At 33.2% G+C, this 18,640-nt stretch carries 20 protein-coding genes and 1 pseudogene; 9 read left to right on the top strand and 12 right to left on the bottom strand.

What is annotated here, in order from left to right; translation table 11 throughout:
* The first annotated feature begins 1 nt into the window (after position 1).
* A pseudogene (locus YN1551_RS18105) lies at positions 2–1,176 on the top strand (CaiB/BaiF CoA transferase family protein).
* 1 nt (position 1,177) lies between these two features.
* Complete coding sequence (locus YN1551_RS10090; protein ID WP_012717709.1) at positions 1,178–1,600, top strand: MaoC family dehydratase; 423 nt, start codon at positions 1,178–1,180, stop codon at positions 1,598–1,600.
* Positions 1,601–1,710: 110 nt separating this feature from the next.
* Here the strand turns inward: YN1551_RS10090 and YN1551_RS10085 are convergent, their stop codons facing one another.
* Entirely contained in the window at positions 1,711–2,664 is a 954-nt protein-coding gene (locus YN1551_RS10085) for a zinc-dependent alcohol dehydrogenase (protein ID WP_012717708.1), read from the bottom strand.
* A gap of 7 nt (positions 2,665–2,671) precedes the next feature.
* Entirely contained in the window at positions 2,672–3,934 is a 1,263-nt protein-coding gene (locus YN1551_RS10080) for an MFS transporter (protein ID WP_012715873.1), read from the bottom strand.
* A 487-nt stretch (positions 3,935–4,421) separates the two neighbouring features.
* Here YN1551_RS10080 and YN1551_RS10075 point away from each other — a divergent pair, with 487 nt between their 5' ends.
* The 4 genes from YN1551_RS10075 (at position 4,422) to YN1551_RS10065 (ending at position 6,312) form a co-directional block, all read left to right on the top strand.
* Positions 4,422–5,147, top strand: a complete 726-nt coding sequence (locus tag YN1551_RS10075; protein ID WP_012715874.1) for an MFS transporter — start codon at positions 4,422–4,424, stop codon at positions 5,145–5,147.
* Complete coding sequence (locus tag YN1551_RS10070; RefSeq protein ID WP_048052333.1) at positions 5,128–5,508, top strand: MFS transporter; 381 nt, start codon at positions 5,128–5,130, stop codon at positions 5,506–5,508. The genes YN1551_RS10075 and YN1551_RS10070 overlap by 20 nt, the downstream gene beginning before the upstream one ends.
* Complete coding sequence (locus YN1551_RS17100) at positions 5,499–5,651, top strand: hypothetical protein (RefSeq protein WP_012715876.1); 153 nt, start codon at positions 5,499–5,501, stop codon at positions 5,649–5,651. The genes YN1551_RS10070 and YN1551_RS17100 overlap by 10 nt, the downstream gene beginning before the upstream one ends.
* A 289-nt stretch (positions 5,652–5,940) precedes the next feature.
* Positions 5,941–6,312, top strand: a complete 372-nt coding sequence (locus tag YN1551_RS10065; protein WP_238527814.1) for a hypothetical protein — start codon at positions 5,941–5,943, stop codon at positions 6,310–6,312.
* A gap of 558 nt (positions 6,313–6,870) precedes the next feature.
* Here the strand turns inward: YN1551_RS10065 and YN1551_RS10060 are convergent.
* The 4 genes from YN1551_RS10060 to YN1551_RS10045 form a co-directional block, all read right to left on the bottom strand.
* Complete coding sequence (locus tag YN1551_RS10060) at positions 6,871–7,203, bottom strand: nucleotidyltransferase domain-containing protein (RefSeq protein WP_016731698.1); 333 nt, start codon at positions 7,201–7,203, stop codon at positions 6,871–6,873.
* Complete coding sequence (locus tag YN1551_RS10055; RefSeq protein ID WP_048052332.1) at positions 7,191–7,595, bottom strand: HEPN domain-containing protein; 405 nt, start codon at positions 7,593–7,595, stop codon at positions 7,191–7,193. Before YN1551_RS10055 ends, YN1551_RS10060 begins: the two co-directional genes overlap by 13 nt.
* A gap of 124 nt (positions 7,596–7,719) precedes the next feature.
* Complete coding sequence (locus YN1551_RS10050) at positions 7,720–8,109, bottom strand: PIN domain-containing protein (RefSeq protein WP_012717706.1); 390 nt, start codon at positions 8,107–8,109, stop codon at positions 7,720–7,722.
* On the bottom strand, positions 8,096–8,323 hold the full coding sequence (locus YN1551_RS10045; protein ID WP_012717705.1) for an AbrB/MazE/SpoVT family DNA-binding domain-containing protein: 228 nt from the start codon (positions 8,321–8,323) through the stop codon (positions 8,096–8,098). Before YN1551_RS10045 ends, YN1551_RS10050 begins: the two co-directional genes overlap by 14 nt.
* 392 nt (positions 8,324–8,715) lie before the next feature.
* Between YN1551_RS10045 and YN1551_RS10040 the strand changes: the two genes are divergently transcribed.
* From YN1551_RS10040 to YN1551_RS10030, 3 genes are all read left to right on the top strand, one after another.
* Complete coding sequence (locus YN1551_RS10040) at positions 8,716–9,096, top strand: PaREP1 family protein (protein ID WP_012717704.1); 381 nt, start codon at positions 8,716–8,718, stop codon at positions 9,094–9,096.
* Positions 9,062–9,424, top strand: a complete 363-nt coding sequence (locus YN1551_RS15990; protein WP_012717703.1) for a PaREP1 family protein — start codon at positions 9,062–9,064, stop codon at positions 9,422–9,424. The genes YN1551_RS10040 and YN1551_RS15990 overlap by 35 nt, the downstream gene beginning before the upstream one ends.
* A 293-nt stretch (positions 9,425–9,717) precedes the next feature.
* Positions 9,718–11,142 (top strand): acyl-CoA synthetase family protein, encoded by a 1,425-nt coding sequence (locus YN1551_RS10030; RefSeq protein WP_048052331.1) that lies wholly within the window; start codon positions 9,718–9,720, stop codon positions 11,140–11,142.
* A gap of 2 nt (positions 11,143–11,144) precedes the next feature.
* Here the strand turns inward: YN1551_RS10030 and YN1551_RS10025 are convergent, their stop codons facing one another.
* The 6 genes from YN1551_RS10025 to YN1551_RS10000 form a co-directional block, all read right to left on the bottom strand.
* Positions 11,145–12,440: a hydroxyacid-oxoacid transhydrogenase gene (locus YN1551_RS10025; protein ID WP_012717702.1), complete on the bottom strand. Its 1,296-nt coding sequence runs from the start codon at positions 12,438–12,440 to the stop codon at positions 11,145–11,147.
* A 6-nt stretch (positions 12,441–12,446) separates the two neighbouring features.
* Positions 12,447–13,262 (bottom strand): N-acyl homoserine lactonase family protein, encoded by an 816-nt coding sequence (locus YN1551_RS10020; protein ID WP_012717701.1) that lies wholly within the window; start codon positions 13,260–13,262, stop codon positions 12,447–12,449.
* 548 nt (positions 13,263–13,810) lie between these two features.
* Positions 13,811–14,995 carry a dihydrolipoamide acetyltransferase family protein gene (locus YN1551_RS10015; protein ID WP_012717700.1) on the bottom strand — a complete coding sequence of 395 codons (1,185 nt, stop codon included), beginning with the start codon at positions 14,993–14,995 and terminating at the stop codon, positions 13,811–13,813.
* Positions 14,977–15,996, bottom strand: a complete 1,020-nt coding sequence (locus tag YN1551_RS10010) for an ATP-NAD kinase family protein (protein WP_012717699.1) — start codon at positions 15,994–15,996, stop codon at positions 14,977–14,979. Before YN1551_RS10010 ends, YN1551_RS10015 begins: the two co-directional genes overlap by 19 nt.
* 7 nt (positions 15,997–16,003) lie before the next feature.
* A complete protein-coding gene (locus tag YN1551_RS10005) occupies positions 16,004–16,978 on the bottom strand; it encodes an alpha-ketoacid dehydrogenase subunit beta (protein WP_012715881.1) in 975 nt (324 codons plus the stop codon).
* A 12-nt stretch (positions 16,979–16,990) separates the two neighbouring features.
* Entirely contained in the window at positions 16,991–17,989 is a 999-nt protein-coding gene (locus tag YN1551_RS10000; RefSeq protein WP_012715882.1) for a thiamine pyrophosphate-dependent dehydrogenase E1 component subunit alpha, read from the bottom strand.
* Between the last annotated feature and the right edge of the window lie 651 nt (positions 17,990–18,640).

The raw sequence follows: 18,640 nt of genomic DNA, 5'->3' as shown, positions 1-18,640 counted from the left end.
AATGCAAAAGGGGGCTCTTGAAGGCATTAGGGCTTTAGAGCTGGGTATATATCTTAACGGACCTTACATAGGTAGATTGTTAGCGGAATTAGGAGCGGAGGTGATAAAAATTGAACCTCCATGGGGAGATCCGATGCGAAATTCACCACCTTTCATTAATGGAGATAGCTTACATTCAATTTACTATAATGTAAATAAAAAGTTTATAACATTAAATCTAAAAACAGATAAAGGAAGGGAATTATTTTTAGAATTAGTAAAGAAGAGTGATATAGTAATTAGTAATTTTAGACCTGGAACTTTAGAGAAGTTGAAAATAGGATATGATGACTTAGTGAAAGTAAATCCTAAAATAATTCTTGTATCTTCAACTGGATATGGCTATAATAGTCCATATAAGGATCTGCCAGCTTTTGACCCCATAGTTCAAGCATTAAGTGGAATGATGGATTCTACGGGATATCCAGATAGACCTACTAGAGCAGGCATGGCAATTCTGGATTTCACTACTGCAGCTTACGCAGTCATTGCAGTTCTAGCAGCATTATTATATAGGGAAAAACTGGAAGAGGCCAATTCATAGATATGAGTATGTATGACGTATCTTTAACCCTTTCAATGCAGTCCTTAACTTACATATTTTTAGGTCATCATCCTAGGGTTGGCCCAACAAGTTTAGTGTTCTCTCCAGAGTACTTATATGAGGCTAAGGACGGTTACGTATATGTGATAATTCCCACTGACGAGGCTTGGAGGAACTTAGCTAAAAGGATGGGAAGAGAAGACTTAATTGATAATCCTAAATATAAGACTGTTGCGGATAGAGTAGCCCATAGGGGTGAAGTAAATAAAATAGTTCAAGATTACTTCAAAAATTTAACTAAGGATGAAATAGTTAAAATTGTAATAGAGTGTGGTGGTGCAGCAGCCCCCGTTAGGGAATTAAAGGAGCAATTTGAAGACCCTCACGTTAAGGCTAGAAATATGTTTGTAGAGTTTTTACTTAACGGAAATAAAATAATAGTGCCAGGCTCACCTTTCAAGATGAGCGAAACTCCTGGAATAGTTAAATGGCCGGGTTTACTTAAAGGTTATCATAATGAGGAAGTTTATCGTGAACTAGTTGGTTTATCTAAAGATAAAATAGAAAAATTAAGGATAGAAGGTGTAATTTAAAGTGGAATATAAGGTGGGATATAAGTTTACCACTAAAAGAAGGACAATCACTGACGCTGATATTATATTATTTGTAGGTTTAACGGGTGACTGGCATCCAGCACATTTGGACGACCTTTACGCTAAAAATTCAATATTCGGTAAAAGAGTAGCACATGGTTTTTTAACCCTTTCTATTCTTCAAGGTTTATTAGCACAACATAAAATAGTTGAAGATATAATAGCATTGTTAGGAATAAATAACGTTAAGTTTAAGTCTCCAGTTTTCGTTGGAGATACTATATGGTCAGAGTGTGAAATAACGGATAGTAGGGAGAGTAAAAGTAGACCAAATAATTTTATTGTAACGATACATTGTATTGGAAAGAAACAAGATAATAGTGATGTTTTAGAATATGAGGTTATAGAGCTAATGAAATATTAAAATAATTAAAAATTATTATATAACTAAAAATTGGTTTTATTCAAGATATTATAAAAATTATCTAAAATCCTTAATGAAGCTTTTCCTCTAATCTTTCATTAATAAAAATTTTAATTATTTAGGCTAATTAATACTTTTAAATTAGGCTCATCTATTACGTATGCTTTAAACCAATCATTAATGTTCTCGCTATCTGCTATTTTATCTATAATTTTACTAAATATTTCTTTATTTTTATCTATAATTTGTATAGATCTACTAAAATCAGCAGGAGTATATATTATAGAACCTTGAACTATTATTTCGTTTCTAACTATTATATCCCTATTTAATATTATATTTTCCTCATCTAAGCCAGTAATAATCAATTGAGAATTAGCTACTGCACCTTGAAGCAACTTTAAACTTAATGCTATACTTTCTCTACTATTCACAGTATCTATTATGGCAATTTGGGCGTCAAAATCTTCTTCAATATCGTAAGTTGCTGGAAGACCTTTTTGCTTTAGTCTCTCTATTTTTCTGGGATCTTTTTCAAGTATTATTGGTTTAAATCCAAGAACTTTAGCTACTATTGAAATTAACGAACCGATACTTCCTCCTCCAATTACTATAATATCTTCTATATTTGTATTTATTTTTCTTAATGCTGAAAAGGCTACTGCAGTAGGTTCTACAAGTGCTCCTAATCTAAGATCCAAATCCTCGGGGATTTTAAAAACATATTGTTTTGGAACGTTAATCCACTCTGCTAATCCACCATTGGTGTTAACGCCTATAGAAATCTTATTCCTACAGCTATTATAAAATCCTTTCTTACAATTCTTACATTTCCCACACCAATAATTTGGGAAAACTACTACTTTATTCCCATCAACAGTTATCCCTGATATTTCATGCCCTATTACTAATGGTTCATTAACCTTCTTTTTTCCTAAATATATATTTTTATCTGTTCCGCAAATTCCTATATACTTTGGTATTATTTTTATCTCTTCTTTGTTAGGGTTTTCATCATTTATGAATAATTTATAAAATTTACCATGATAAAAAATTTTCCACAACTTTAATCTATTCCTCCTTTATCCCCATTACCTTATAATCCGTAACTAAAACTGTTCCTATGAAATATATGAGTCCAACTCCTACTAAGATCTCCATACCTAAAAAATATGCATGAGTAACCTCTACTGTAGCTCCAAAGACTATGGGAATTACTATACCCCATAAGGTTTCCCAAAATCCTATATGTCCTCCAAACTGACCCGAAAGTTCTGCAGGTACCAGAAATGAAGGTGCAGCCCATTGTATACCGGACCATCTCAGGAAGAAAAAGGTAATCATTAAAATCTCTACTGCTTCTATAGGGGAAGATACAAATATTGTAGCTGCTAATCCTAATGTTACAGCAATAGAACTTACTGCGAAACCAACTTTAAAACCTAAATTAGGATTATTTTTAACTATTTTATCAATTATAAACCCTCCTATTATTTCTCCTATAAAGCCAAAACTCCATATTAATGCAGTATATGTAAGTGTGAAAGATAATGAGAAATGTCTAGCGTAATACAAATATAATGGTAACCACGTAAAAAGACCAAAAAATATTCCAGCTTGTGCTCCTAAACCTTGCATGTAACCCCAGTAATTCTTATTTGAAAACCAGCTTGTTAGTGGTACTTTTTTTCTTTGAGAAACATTATCTCTATTAGCTAATATATAATCCAACTCCTGCCTAGATATTTTTGGATGCAACTCTGGTAAATCAAATAATAAATAACCTAATACTAATCCTAATACTATAGCTAAGACTCCACTAATTAAAAATCCTAGTCTCCATGCTAATTCTTCTGGAAATATAGAAAACATTCCTATCATAAATAATGACCCGAACACTATCCCTAAATTAACTCCAGAATCAGATATGGTACCGCCTCTTGCTTTTTCATCTCTTCTAAGCCAATTAGCTACTATTTTAGTAACTCCAGGGAATCCAACCGCCTCTGCGATTCCTAGCAATACTCTAGTAACTATGAAATAAAATGCTGAAAATGCAAAAACGTTAATTGCCTGAATTAATCCCCAAAAGACCGCAAATCTGCTAAAAGTCTTCTTTGGGCCATACTTATCTAAGAAATAACCTACTAAAGGATTCATGATTAAGTATCCAAAAGTAAATCCGTCCCCTATTATTCCTGCTTCAAATGAACTAATATGAAATTCTGGTTTAATTACTGGTAAAATCACTGTAATAAGTCCCCTATCAATATAATCAACTATTATTAAACAAAATACTATTAAGATTATGTACCATCTTAAATTATTGGCCATCAAAAAAGTAGCTTAAATGCCATATATAAATTTAATGTTTACTAGTTTATTGATATTACTAGGATTCTCGAAAAGTTCTTTGACTCCAATTTTATCCAACCTTTGGTGCACTAAGATTGAACTTATAATTATTTTCTTCGAAAAACTATTTAATATAATTTTTCAATTTATTTAATTGGATTAAAAAACAGTATTACTTAGCCTTAAGATGCTTAAAAATAGCCATATTAAGTTCTGAATATTTTAAGGAGAAAACGCACCAATTCTTCCAGTAAGTTATGATCTAGTAGTATTTGATAGAATAATTTAAAATTATAGTTCTATAATATTTAGCCTTAATGAGCTAGTTCTTTTTATCTCAATTCACAAGTAACTTATTAATTGATTAAGAACTTTCTGGAAATACTAACGAATCCCTCTTTTACAATAATGTCTACTACATAATAAGAGGTATAATATATATATTAAAACATTATGATCCACACATATGGAAGGTAAAATTAACAAATATCATATAATACTCTTAATTACTGTTTTCTTTGGTTGGGCAGTTTCAGCTACTGATATAGTACTAAATGCTTTTCTTATAAATCAAATTACAAATGCATTTCACATAAGTGATGCAATTTTTGGAATTATCGGCATAGCTTTTGGTGCAGGAGACGGATTAGGAGGATTTCTGTTTAGAAGAATAAATGACTTACGATGGGGAAGAAAGCTAACATTTTTAACTACACTAGTTGGTGTTATGGTATTTACTGCATTAACTGGTCTTCCAGTAAACTTTCCTATGTATGTTATAAGTAGATTAGGGGCGGGAATTTTTAGTGATGGTGAAATGACAGCTGGTTGGGTATTATTAGCAGAGCAAATACCCACAGGAAGAAGATCATGGTTTATTTCTATCTCGCAAGGAGGAGTAGCGGTTGGGTATTTTCTTGCAGATACTTTTGCAGGTACGTTCGCTTCACCGTCTGCTTTAGGCTGGAGAGCTGGATTTTTAGCCAACGCATTATTTGGGTTAGCTGCATATCTAATAAGGTTAGAGATAAGAGAATCACCACTATGGAGTAGAATAATTCAAGTTAAAGCCCTAGAAAAAGCATCCATTAGGCAAGGAATTTCAGAAATATTCAAAGGGTGCTATAAGCTAGTTACTATTCTGGCCTTTATAGGACTTTCCGCTGCATTTTTTGCTACAGCCTTTTCATGATTATTACTATGAAGATTGGTACATCATAGGAGGTATAACAAGGACTCCATTACCTACTCTTATATTTACTATTATAGTTTTTTACGGGTTTGCATTAGGTCACTTTATTGCTAATTTAACAGAAGGCTGGTTTATGGATAAATTTGGAACTAGAAAAGTTGCTTTAATAACATTTATTACTGTACCTGCATTGATAATATATTGGCTAGTTCCAGATAATGTGTCATATATAGCGGACTTTTTAATACTGTTCTTAGTTGGTTATGGTTTTCAGACTATATGGGGCTTTGCTCCCGCTTATATGCCTCAAATATATCCTACAAGAATTAGGCATAGTGGAGAGGGATTTCTATGGCTTTAACTTATGGAGTATTTTACTCTATAGCAGCATATTTAGGAGGAATATGGATTAATCTAAATCAATGGGATCTTGTTTTCATAATATCTGCAATATTGATAGCATTCTATGTTATATTTATGTCTCTCACAGCAATAGAGTTATAGTCTTTTTCATAATAGCTGCAACAGGCTTTTAACTTCCCTCAATACAAAATATAGAAAAACATTCAGAAAAGGTTGAATAATTAAGAGAATAATCTTGTTAAGACTTGTTAATAGATAATATTTGAGAATTGATAAAATTTTTCCATAACATCACCTTCCTTAAGCTCGTCGCTAAACAACTTAACCCAATAACCAGTACCTTAAGAAACAAGATAATAGAACTCATCCTCAACTTGATCCAACTCGGGATTATGGTAAGTATTAAACCAACGCTTCAAATTCTATATAAGTGTCCGTGGACAAGGTAGTAGGGATACATAGGAATTTTGATGGGGATTACGCTGCAAGATCAAATGGTAAGAAAGCGACATTTAGGCTAATAGTGCATCAAGGTAGGGAAAAGGAGTACTTGGCAAAGGGGACAAACCTAGATGTAAATAGGAGTATTGTTGTGAAATGGTATGACAAGGTTAGGACGCCAATAGAAACATCATACAAGTTAATCAAGTCTTTCCTAATCTTTACCTCATCAAGGAGTTGGCTATTCCGCTTGTTCATCTTCGTACTAGCAATTAATCTATACACTATACTTACTCCTCAAGGGGACAACGAGCAAGGAAGACTTCCGCTTACTCCTAACTATCTTGCTCTTGCAAGATAATATTACTATTTTGCAAGAATATTTAGTTAAATTATTTTATCCACTTTTTAACTCCCTTGAATTATTTTCGGGGTGATGAATTTGGGGTCTAGGGTATAGGTTCCCCGTGGCGGAATTAAAAGTAATTAAAAGTAAGGATAAGTTACGCCACGGTTAAACACAAATTAGCTCCAGCAGTCCAGTTATACCAGTTATATATGATATTCATTATTTAATCCAATGCTAGTAAATCTGATAAGCTTCTAACTTTCTGATTATATAGTCTTTTTTCATAATGGCTATTATAATAATAAAATAATAATTAGAAAATTGGATAAATCTAGTGTAAACTAGTAATGAGAGCTATTGAGCTAAGCATGCCGAGTGTAGTTAATTAATAAGAAGCCTAGAAGATTAAACGAGACAAAGGCTAGGTTTATTTCGAATAATACAAGCTTTTCTCAATATTTTTCTATATTTTGCATTTAGAGAAGTTATAAACTCGTTACAGCTATTATGAAAATTAGATATTTAAAAAGTCAGTTTCTATAGAAATACAATTATATTAATTATTTTCCATTAGTCACTAATTATAACATAATTATTACCTACAAATTTTAGAAAATCGTCCTCATCTTCTTCTGCAATTATGGTTAAATCTATTATTTCTGAAATTTCGTCTGGTAAGGCTGAATGGATTTTAATTAATAGTTTGCTTATCTCGCTCTTATTTAGTCCCCTAATAATTAGGGCGAGATCTAAGTCACTTGCACCCATGGTTTTGCCCTTAATAACTGAGCCGAAAACTATTACCTCTTTTACATTAGCTATTTCCCTAGATTTATGTAGAACTGTCTCAGCAATTTTTCTCCAATTTTTCTCCAAAAATTCTATTCTTTCTAATCCGAACACCACTTATTCCCCCATATCTTTTTCATTAAATTAATAATCTCCTTAGCAATATTTAAACAAACTTCTGCATCTTCCCTATCTAAACCGTAAGATAAATACTGTCCTCTTGTTCTAGCATTCTCTAAAAGTATTAATTCTCCCCTTCTAGACTTAACAAAGTTTTGTATCTCATCTCTTAAAGTTAAAGAAGATAAAATACTAAGTAGTTTCCTAATTTCATGTGTTTCTGGAAATGAATATCCTAAAAATAGTATTGTAGCCTTAATTGAAAGTTCCGCAGATATTTGAGCTAATACGCCGCTAACGTCATACAAACCTCTATTTAAAGAATCTTCAGATGCTTTTAAGTATTCCAAAGATCTCTTACATAACACATAATGTAATTCATGCATGACAAACCTAGACTTACCAATAAAAACATAAAGTTTTTTATTCATTATCAGTTTCCCTTGACCTATTTCCCCTAATCAAACCTTGATGGGATTACTCGTCCAAAATTATCTCTACTTTTTAGCCTTAAGGAATTATTCTTACACCATGTTTTTCAGCAATTTTCCTTAATTTTTCATCATAGGTTGCTAAATCTCCTTTTAATTCTTTAGCTAAGGCTAGAACAACATAATCATTTAACATCTTTAAAGGTTTACCGTCTTCCTTTAACATTTTTACGCCATTAAGTATGATTTCTGGGCTTTCACATATAATTTCAAACTCTCTTAACTCTTCAATCTTAGTTTTTATTAAGGAAACATCTGATGTAAGTTTGGCTAAAACCCATAAAAACTCATAAACGACTATCTGCGGAATTTTAACGTCCTCCTTTTCTATAATTTCCAGAGCTTTAGAATGATTTTTGGAATCTTCAAAAGTTGAATAAACTAATATATTTGTATCAACTACTATCATTTAATGCCTCCTCAACTGCCTTATCTATATCCTCTTGACCCACTTTTTTATTTAACCTTATTGTAGTCCACTTTCTTACATACGGTTTAATTATTATAGTTCCATTACTTTCATCTAAAGTTACTTCGACGTAATCTCCTTCCTTTATACCTAATTTTTCTCTTATCTCAGAGGGTATAGTAACTTGAAAGTTTCTAGTAACCTTTACTTTCATAGTAAAGGATGAGAATTACTAATATATAAACTTTACTAGTAACTACTACAACTCAGTAGCAAATCCGATAAGTTTCTAAGCACTATTAGCCTCTAGCAGGTCTAAATAATTTAGCCGAAAATTTAATTACCATGAGAGGTTTCTGATAGTTATGATCTTATGTGTGGCAGCAATTTCATTCATTTAAAATTTAGTTTGAATTCTTCAAATCAGTTTTTATTGATGTGAAATTTTTGAAAAATATAATATCGCTTCTCTTACTAGTAAATAAATCTCACGTTCAGTTGAATATAAATTTCCAAATATGTGATTTATACCAAATTAATAAAATTAGTTATCCATAATGTAAGGGACAATACATTTTTATTACTTCCTAAAAATAATATAGTATAATGAATAGTCAAATACTCAAATCTTCTGCTGATGTATATTTAGAGGAGGCTGAGGAGTTTTTAAGGAGAGGGGATACTGTTCAAGCTTCTGAAAAATATTATAAGGCTGCTGAAGAGGCAATAAAAATATTAGCACTGTCTTTAAATCTAGAAATATTAGATAGTGTTAAGAAAGAAGGATGGAGCTTAAAATTTCTTAATAGAGCCGTTTATCAGATATCCAAATTTCTTGGCGAAGACATAATAGAGTATTGGAACAGCGCGACTGCAATCTATACTGTCAATTTAGATTTAGAGACGTTAAAGTTATTAGCTAATGACGTAGCTAAATTAGTGGAAATTGCAAATGAAAAATATAATAAGTTACTTAGAGGAGGCTGAGGAGTTTTTAAGGAGAGGGGATACTGTTCAAGCTTCTGAAAAATATTATAAGGCTGCTGAAGAGGCAATAAAAATATTATCTAATAGATTTAGGCTCGTTAGTGTTCTTGAAGAAGTTTCTAAAAAGGGAAGATGGAAAGCCGAAATATTATTTAAAGCTGCACGACTTCTCGATCCCTCTTTACCAGGTATTTTTACTATGTGGAAAAACGCGTGGAAACTTCACGAAGATGGTTTTCATGAAGATAGTTTAGATATAGAAATGGTTTATGAACTAAAAAGGAAAGTTGTTGATATTCTATTGAAATATAAAGATAATCTAACTTAATTAAGATTTCAAGTTCTTATATAAGGAATGGATTCAAAAAATCCCAACAGACGTCAATCTTATAATCTAAACCATGTTAGAAGCGAAAATAGGAGTACTTAAAAATATGGAATATTAGAGAGTATTCAATATATTTTTGTTAAACAATATCAAATAAGAAGATTATAGATTAATATCTACTATAAATAAACTGCTCATTAATAATCTATATAAAAATATGATGACAAAAATAAATGAATTACTAGATAATGTATAGCATAAACTTTTTAAACTTTTTAGTCAATTGTATATTAATGACTACAGTTTTAGAAGAATATGAAGCAATTCATAAAGAGTTAAGGCAAGAGGCATCAATCAGAACAGATTACCCACCATCATCATCAGAAGTTTTATGGAATAAGAAAATAATGACAATGCCTAGGGAGGAGTTAGAGAAATTAAAGACTTTTAGGCTTAAAAGGATTGTAAAATGGGCCTGGGATCATGTGGAGTTTTATAGGAAGTTTTGGAAGAGTAAGGGATTCGAACCGGATATGATTAAGGATTGGAGAGATATTATTAAGATACCAGTCTTAAGAAAAGATGAGCTAAGAAAAGACTTACAACAAAATCCACCATTTGGATCAATTTTCGTTCCAGAATTAGCTAAAAGGATTAGGTTTGTTGGAGCTACTTCCGGATCCACTGGCTTACCTACTTTTCAAGGTTGGGGTGCATTAGAATTAGACTATTTTGAGGAGGCACAAGCTAGATATTTATGGACTTTTGCAGAGGTTAAGCCAACTAAGGTTTATGCAAATTACCTAAATATGAGTGGATTTTATAGTTGGGGTCCGCCATTAGTTGAGACCGCAATGTGGAGATGTGGAGCTACTGCAATAGCTGGTGGAGGTGAAACGTATTTTAACTGGAAAAATAGACATAATTTAATATTTAAACTCTGGAAAGTTGACGTATTTGCTACAACACCTTGGTTACATAGGTTAATAGGAGAAGAGGCTTTGTTAGAGGGTTGGGAGACTCCATTCAAAGTACTTCTGTTACATGGTGGAGCAGCAGCAGAAAATACCAAAAAGAAACTTTTTAAAGTTCATCCGAATGCTAAACTGGCAATAAGTGTTTGGGGTACTACTGATGGGCATATGGCTATTGAGGTTCCAGGTTTAGATGGGCAATTAGTAATATGGGAAGATATGGAGATATTTGACGTAGTAGATCCTAAGACTGATGAATCAGTATCAGAAGGCGAAAGGGGTGAATTAATAGCAACATTACTTAATCATTTTACAATGCCCCTAATCCGTTATAGTTTAGGAGATTATGTAAAGAATGAATTTCTAATTGACCCAGATCCTAAGTATGGTATTACTCATATGCGATTTGCTGAGCCAATACCGGGAAGGGTAGAATGGATGTTTACAGTAAAAGGGAAATTACTTTTGCCAATTTATATAGAAGATGCCATAAATGAAATCCAAGACACTACTGGCATGTTTAATATTTTAGTTTATGACAATCAAATGGATAAGTTGAAAATTGGGATTGAAACTAGGAGGAGTGAAGTGGATGCTAATTATGATAGGGAGGCTAGGGAGATCTTAGCTAATAAAATTGGAATAAGTCCAGATGATATAGAAATAGAATGGGTTAAGCCTGGGCAAACAGTTTGGACAGGATATAAATTGCAAGTATTTTTAGATCAAAGAAAGAAAAAATAAAGTCAAATAGCTTCCATAAAAATCTTTTTTAATTCCTCTCTAGATAACCTTTTAGGTGACTGCTCAAGTAATCTTCTCTGAGCTAACGTACCCTCTACTAATTTATCTAAATGTGATTCTGAGAATCCTATATCTCTCAGCTTTGTAGGTATGGAAAGGTCTTCAAGTAAATGTAAATAATATTCGGAAATTGTCTCAGATATTTCCTTAGGGTCATTACTAGTTTCTATACCCATTATTCTTAAAACTTCAGCAAATCTTTCTGGATAAAATTTAGCTAAATATCTAAAAGCATAAGCTGCTGGTATAGCAGTAGAAATTCCGTGGGGAACTATAGCATATCCGAAATCATAATCTGGAGGGTACCATTTCTCTACCATACCTGCAATAGGATAGGCCATTGCATGAGGTAAATGAACTCCTGCATGACCAAAGCCTATGCCTGCTATACTTGCACCTAACATCATATAGTACCTAGCTTCAATATCATTAGGATTTGCTACTGCTCTTCTTAAATATCGATTCACCCATTCTATCGCCTTAGATGCGAAAATATCACCTACTGGCGTAGATCCAGCATAGACTGCTCTTTTCAGAGGAGATTCTGGAATTTGTCTAGAAGTATATGGCCTAGAAGTAAATGATTCTATCGCGTGATTTAGAACATCTAAACCAGTAGATGCAGTTACCATAGGGGGTAAAGTTAAAGTAGTTAATGGATCTACTAATGCTACTGCAGGTCTTATATAGGGATTACTTATACCCGTTTTAACTTTTAAAGACTTAACGTCTAATACCGCTACTGCCGTACTTTCACTTCCCGTGCCAGCAGTAGTAGGGATTGCTATTAAAGGCTTTATTGGTCCTGGTGGAACACTACCCTTACCTATTGGTGCATTTATATATTCTGATAACTCAGCTGGATATGTGTGAAGTAAATCCAAAACTTTAGCTGTATCTATTGTAGATCCTCCACCTAGCGCTACAAAACCATCAACTCTCTCATCCTTTATTTTCTTATATGCCTCTATTAGCGCTTCATCATCTGGTTCAACTTTAACTTCTTCTATTTTCTTTACTGATATGGAAGCTTCTTCTAGTTTTTGTATGACCTCTTCTGTTAATTTACTTTGTGAAAGCCTTTTGCCAACTACTAGAAGCACACTCTTAAAGCCTAACCTCTTAGCTTCAAAGCCTACTTCCTTAACAGCTCCTAATCCAAATTTTATCCTAGGAACTTCTATCACAAAAACAGAATCGTTGGTAGGCGTATAAGCTATGTAATTAGCATTACTCATAAAATATCACTCTAATGCTTTAGGTGCTTTAGGATAAGTGTTCCAAAGGTTTACATCATGCCCTGCTACCAATTTAGTCTTAGGCTTAGATACTAAATACTTTAATTTTCTAATATAAGTGTGCCATTCTTCAGCATCGCCAAGAAGCCATCCTTTAGCCTCTATCTCCATTTCCTTAACTAAGTGTAAATAATCTCCAGTTAGAATATAAGTGTTACCAGCTTCTGTAATAACGTGAAGAACTTGATGTCCTGGTGTATGTCCGCCAGTGAATTCTGCTATAACTCCTTCAGCAATCTCAAATTTCTCATCTGCTATTGGAATCCAATTAGCCCCTCTTAAAGGCGCTAAATCAGAATAATCATACGCTCCTCCCTTACCCTGCCATAACATTAATAAGGCATACTCTAATTCCTTCTTTTGTACGAAAATTGGTGTTCTCAAATCTTTAAATATTCCCGCCTGGCCTATATGGTCCAAATGTAAATGAGATATTACAACTGCTTTAATGTCCTCTGGCTTTACATTAACTAAAGCCAATTGTTTTTCTAACTTATTTTCCTCTGAAAATTTTATAATAGGAAATGCTTCCATTAAACCTTTTTCATGTGTCTGCATTGCATCTGGTGCTATTCCAGTATCTAAGAGAATATATCCTTCTGGATGCTCAATTAACGCTGCTGAGACTGGGATTTCAATCCACTGACTTGTGGCATTTCTATTACTATATGTTTTAGCTCCTCCTGCAGCTCCTGGTAAAAACCAACCAGAATCTCCTCCTAACATACCTAAATCTAGGAGATATATTTTCTTCGCTTTCATCTGGATATTAACCTAAATTATGTTATTTAAACCTATCTATAAAAATTTATTAATACATTTAGTGGTTTGATAGATTTGTACATATATTTAAAAAGGAATGAGATGTATACTTTTCATTAATATATACATTTGACTATTCCTTAGACCCCAAATTCGTTTTACAAAAATAATTGCAGGGCATAATTCAGACAGTTAGAAACTACGTCAGTATGGGAATCTAATTTATCTCAAGATAAATTAAAACTTATAATAAATTGAATTATACTTATTCAATTCGAGTAAAATATCATATTTTTCTAACAATTATAGTTAATAAACAATATTTTTCTTAAATATCTGAAATATTAAATTTATTTAACGTCGATGAAAAGAGAAGCATAATGCCAACTAGACTAAATGAAAAACAAACCCCCTAAATCCATACTTTAATGGCTGAGCTAAATATTAAAAAGTGTAATTCTAACCAGTAAGAGCATAGAAGGTATTAAACACCTACTAATTACCTAAATAAGATGTTTTGGATTTACCGTTCAAGATGGAATAGATTCCTAACTTAAAAACGCTCTCAATCTATTCTCATCCTCTAATATTTCAGTAAGCTCTTTCAAGAACTTAGCAGCGGTATGTCCATCTAACACTCTATGATCAAATGTTAAACTTAGCCACATAACGTAACCGATTGAGATATTATCGCCTATTACAACTGGTGCCTTTCTTATCCTACCTACTCCCAATATAGCAGTTTGAGGAGGATTTATAATTGGTGTAAATGAATCTATATCATACATTCCTAAATTACTTATCGTAAACGTTCCTCCTGTTACTTCGTCGGGATTTAACTTGTTTTCTCTAGCCTTATCCGCTAGTTCATGACTTTCTTTTACTATTTCAGTAATTGGCTTAATATCTGCGTTCCTTATTACTGGTACTATTAATCCTTGATCTAGAGCCACAGCTATTCCTATATTAACATCCTCAATTATCTTTATTTGATCGCCCTCTAGTGTTGCGTTTAGAAATGGATGACTTCTGATGAGTTTAGCTACTACTTTAACTAGAACGTCTGTATAAGTAATTTTCATGCTATACTTAGACTCTACTTCATTTTTTATTTTAACTAACGAATTTGCATTAATCTCAATATTTAGTGTCACTTGGGCCATTGTCTGAAGGCTCTGAACCATTCTTCTGCTTATTTCTTGCCTTATTGCAGTCATTGGTATCACTTCTTTAACTCTAAGACCAGTGGCAGTGAATTTCACTCCTTTTTCAATATTTTCTAACTCTCTAATTACATCATCTTCTGTTATCATACCTCCAGGTCCAGTCCCCTTTATTTTAACTAGATCTATTCCTTTTTCTTTAGCAAGCCTTCTAGCTCTAGGTGAAGCTCTTACTTCACTTATTGCCTTAGCCTCTTCAATTCGAGTTGATTGCCCTTGTTGCTGTTCACTAACCAAAGTGGGTTTAGTAGATAAGGATGGGGGTTTTTCTCCAATTTCACCTATGTACGCTATTATTTGACCAACAGGTACCTCTTCACCTTCTTTGGCGTAAATCTTAAGTAAGATACCGCTAGCTACTGCTTTTACTGCAGTTGTTATTTTCTCAGTTTCTATTATTACTAAGTCCTCTCCTTCTTGAACTCTATCTCCTTCTTTTTTCTTCCATTGAACTATTTTCCCTTTAGTCATGGTTAAACCTAACTTTGGCATTAATACTTCTTTGCCCATCTTAATTCACCCATCTCTTCCTTATAATAAGTGTTTATATAATTTAAAGACTTGGATATGCTAACTAAGAGAGGACCATCTCTATCTATTCTGATCATTATCTCATCATTAGAATTCACTATCATTTCCTTTTCTCCGTCAAATGCAATAACGTAGTTGTCACTAGGTATGTGTACCTCTTGTCCGAGTTTAAGTATATTAATTCCATCTATAAATACTTCTTTTACCAATCCAGGTGCAAATGCTGCGTTGACCTTAATCTTACCTAACCCGAATTTTACCATTAAACCTAAATCATCTTGAAAAGTTATGGGTCTAACGAGACTAACTATTGAAGGTATTCCGACATCTCCCAATTCACCCTTAGAGATAAAAGCATATCTTAATGAGTATTCGTCCCATATTGCTCTAGCTCCTACATACCAACCATCCATAAAAGTTAAATCTACTAATGCCAAATTTTTAAATTCATTATTAACAAAAAGCTTTATGGTCTTTATTCTTTCAACTACATTTGAGATAATATTATTCTTCTCAAGGAGAAGCCCCATGATCATTCCTAAAATTGTTGGTTCGTATAAGGCACCTAAGACGTTATTTGTTCCTAAAGAGAGACCGAGTACTGGCACCTTATCTCCTGCTCCTTTGTATATTGCCCGGAGAGTACCATCTCCACCAGCACTTATTATGACACTTACCCTATTCTCTACCATGTATTTTGAAGCATTAATAGTATCATCTGCTGTATTCTCTATCCTCATATCCAGAGTCCTTAACTTAAACTTAACATCATCCTTAATATCACGTATTATATCTAAGGAAATTCCGTAAAAGTCTGGCATAAATACGACTTCCTCGATAGAGTTGGTTATATTTAGCCCATAAAGAAAACGCTTTATTGCATCTATTTTAGCGTAATTAGAGACAAAGGTAGCTTTTGCAACTAGTCTTCTAATGTCTCTCCCAGATTCAGGATTAATAATAATTCCTATAGATGTCAACTAAAATTTACCCCAATATGGATTTAACTGTATTAATAATCTTTTTGGAATCTGGTAATATATATTGCTCTAAGGGAGGGCTGAAAGGTATAGGGACGTTAGGAGTGGTTATTCTCTTTATTGGCGCATCCAAGTATTCAAAAGCTTCATCTGCAATTATGGAAGAAACCCATGAGGCGAAACCACATCTGTCATAATCCTCATCCACAATTACAACTCTTCCTGTCTTCTTAACTGATTTAATAACAGTTTCCTTATCAAAAGGAACTATTGATCTCACATCAATAACCTCTACACTTATACCTTCCTTAGATAGTTGCTCCGCAGCTTCTAAGCTATTCCATACTGTTCTGGCTATTCCAATTATTGTTATGTCACTTCCTTCCCTTTTTATATCTGCCTTGCCTAGAGGTATAGTGTATTCTTCCTCAGGTACCTCACCTTTTATCCCATATAACACCTTATGTTCTAAGAATACTACTGGATTATCATCATGTATTGATGAGATCAATAAACCTTTAGCGTCATGAGGAGTAGAGGGTACTACTACTTTTAAACCAGGTACGTGTGCGAAAATTGAGTAAAGAGTTTGTGAATGTTGAGCTGCAGCACTTATTCCCGCCCCTATCGGTGCCCTTAAAGTAAGGGGAACTTTCAATTGCCCTCCAGACATGTACCTTAATTTAGCCATTTGATTATAGATCTGATCCATTGCTACTCCAAAGAAATCTACAAACATTAGCTCTACTACTGGTCTTAAGCCAGCTAGCGCAGCACCTACTGCAGCACCTATAAATCCAGCCTCAGATATTGGAGTATCAATAACCCTATCTGAGCCAAATTTCTCTACCAAACCCTTGGTTACTCCAAACGCGCCCCCATAAACACCTATATCTTCTCCTATTAATATGACTGAGGGATCTTTTTCCATTTCTTGCCTTAAAGCTTCAGTTATTGCTTCGGTAAACGTTATCTGCCTCATTTACATATCACCCTAATATGAATTATCTGTAAAAACGTCAGTTAGAGCCTCTTCCACTTCAGGATATGGACTTTCCTCAGCGAATTTCAATGCCTGCTCTATTTCGGTTTTAGCTTCTCTATCTATCTTATCCAGTTCCTCTTGATTTACGATATCATTTGAAACAAGTTTATCTCTAAATAGAGTAATTGGATCTCTTTTTCTCCACATCTCTTCCTCCTCTTTATCCCTATAAACTAAAGAATCTCCCTCAAAGTGTCCAAAAAACCTGTAAGTCTTACAGTGTAATAAGGATGGACCTCCTCCTTTTCTTGCCTTATCAACAGCTTCTTTTGCCACCTCATAAACTGCTAGTACATCCATACCATCCACTTCTACAGCGGGTATTCCAAAACCTAAAGCCCTCTCGACGTAACTTTTAGCAGCAGAATGACTAGGCTGTAATTTAGCTGGGGCTAAACTTCTAGTCGACATCGCATACATGTTATCTTCTACTATAAAGACTACTGGAAGTTTCCATATGGCAGAGAGGTTTAAAGATTCCAAAACTACACCTTGATTCATAGCTCCATCTCCAATAAACGCTGCAGCTACACGATCTAAACCCTTAAGTTTAAACGCTAATGCTGCACCTACTGCATGAGGAGCTCCTCCACCAACTATACCATTTGCACCTAACATACCTTTACTATAATCAAAAATATGCATCGATCCACCTTTTCCTTTACACACTCCAGTTTTCTTACCCATTATCTCTGCTAACATTCTCTTTACGTCTAAACCCTTAGCTATACAATGCCCATGCCCTCTATGTGTGCTAGTTATATAATCATCATCTCTTAGCGTGCTCATAACTCCTACAGCTACAGCCTCTTCACCTACATAGAGATGAACAAATCCCGGAATCTTACCAATAGCAAAGAGCTCTTTAGCAGTAAGCTCATGATATCTAATTAATAGCATCTTTTTATACATGTCTAATAATTTACTTTTAGGGATATCTTGCACCATTATCTCAATAAGAATATATTAAAATTGAAGTATTTAAATGTTAACAAAATAGCTATGAGAGGAGAAGACAACGTCGCTGTCAGCAATTTTATATCAGCTTGGAAAATCGTTAAATTTAAAGATTGCAATGAATAGTTATGAAAAATTATACTTCTCTTTAAGTTAGTAACGCAAATAATGGGCTTTATATTAGAGACTATGAAATTCTTATCGATATTTTTAGAAAGATTATTAATTCCTTTAAATTTACCTAAAAATATTGCTATTTGATAAATCGTAAAAATGTTTTTGTTGTTAAGTAGCTAACCTCATCCATAAAAATTCATATAAAAATTATTAGGATCGCTTTCAATCTCTAAATGCTGCACAACATATTATAGTGTCTTTATTAACCTAATAAACTCAAGAATAAGCGTTTTGTCCAACAAGACTAGTGGAGTAGAATACTTGATTATGTCCTAAATACTCGCAATAGCATTTTGCGTAAAATCCTAGGGTTAGATGGTTTTAAAAGAATCACGTTTAAGATCATAATATTTTTACATTAAAACTGTTAAATCCTACTATGTATCTTGAAGTAATAGTAAATATTAAGGTAAGTATTCAAAAGGATTATGCCTTAGACCCCAAATTCATTTTACAAAAATAATT

The organism is Sulfolobus islandicus Y.N.15.51 (genome assembly GCF_000022485.1).
Lineage (GTDB): Archaea > Thermoproteota > Thermoprotei_A > Sulfolobales > Sulfolobaceae > Saccharolobus > Saccharolobus islandicus.
The sequence above is the reverse complement of the archived record's forward strand: the minus strand, read 5'-3'. Positions and strand labels throughout refer to the sequence as shown.